This is a genomic window from Staphylococcus sp. GDY8P47P (assembly GCF_016892225.1).
Taxonomy (GTDB): domain Bacteria; phylum Bacillota; class Bacilli; order Staphylococcales; family Staphylococcaceae; genus Staphylococcus; species Staphylococcus borealis.
In genome coordinates, this window is sequence record NZ_JAFENV010000064.1 from 1 (window position 1) to 1,146 (window position 1,146).

At 33.3% G+C, this 1,146-nt stretch carries 1 protein-coding gene and 1 pseudogene; one reads left to right on the top strand and one right to left on the bottom strand.

The window, feature by feature from the left end; genetic code table 11:
* Positions 1–75 (top strand): annotated as a pseudogene (locus JVV30_RS13360) (hypothetical protein); the annotation flags it as partial.
* A gap of 9 nt (positions 76–84) precedes the next feature.
* Here the strand turns inward: JVV30_RS13360 and JVV30_RS13080 are convergent.
* Positions 85–1,032: an IS30 family transposase gene (locus JVV30_RS13080; protein WP_204194365.1), complete on the bottom strand. Its 948-nt coding sequence runs from the start codon at positions 1,030–1,032 to the stop codon at positions 85–87.
* Positions 1,033–1,146: the final 114 nt, after the last annotated feature.

A 1,146-nucleotide genomic window follows, 5' to 3' on the forward strand; every position in this document is an offset into this window, starting at 1 on the left:
AACTCAGAGTATGCTAAAATAGAGGGTGTACTAAATTATAGACATGGAACGATGCCATTAACGATGTTTATAACTGTTGAGTTGTCAATTTAAGTGCAACAACTCAGAATTTAAAATTTCATAAGATGTTTTCCAATTAAGACACTTTCTAGGACGATGGTTTATAGACTTTAAAGCATAATCCAACTCTTCTTGTGTTACCTTTGCAAAGTCTGTTTTCTTAGGGAAAAATTCTCTAAGTAATCCATTAGAATTTTCATTAGTTCCACGCTGCCAAGCAGAATATGGATCAGCAAAATAGATATCGACCTCAAATTGAGATTCAATATTTTTGTAACATGAAAACTCTTTACCACGATCTACAGTAATCGTTTTTACAGCGTTGTTAGGCAAAGATGAAATAAGTTGTTTTATAGCTACTTCCATTGATTTAGAAGAACGGTCAGGCATTAGAAAACAAATATAATAGCGAGATTTTCTTTCTGCGAAAGTAGCCAAACAGCCTTTACTTTTCCCTCTGCTTGAAACAACTGTATCTGCCTCCCAGTGGCCAAAAGAATTACGTTTTTTGATATTCTTAGGACGTTGGGATATCGGTTTGCCAACATTGAAACGTCCTCGGGTTTCTGTAGGTCGTTGTCTTTTGCCTTTTTGTCTTAAATAAGGAAACAAATCTAAACCAAATGAATTAGCATTAATCCATCGGTAAATTGTTTTAAAGCATATGTTGTTTTGAAGTAATCTGCCAACTATTTGTTCAGGTGACCAACGTAATTTTAGATGATGGATAATTGTGTTGATCAGTTCATTTGTTAATTTGGAAGGACGACCACAATTCTTTTTTCGAGTTTCATAATTAGTTTGAGCTGTTTCAGCAACATAATTATGATTGAATTTATTTCTTTTAATTTCGCGAGAAATGGTAGAAACCGAACGGTTTAATCGTTTGGCAATAGCTCTTAAAGAATAATTTTCTTTCCTAAGAATCTCTATACTTGCACGCTCAGTTATTGTAAGATGAATGTAGCTCATATTGGCACCCCTTGTATGTGTTTTTGTGGTTATTAACATCTTACAATAAAGTGCCAATAATGGGCCTTTTTTTATGAAATTTTATTAGTGTTGCACTTAATATTACAATTCGTC

What these genes read in the sequence shown, in the direction of transcription:
- JVV30_RS13080 (WP_204194365.1), bottom strand. Translation starts at nt 1,032, where the DNA reads ATGAGCTACATTCATCTTACAATAACTGAGCGTGCAAGTATAGAGATT.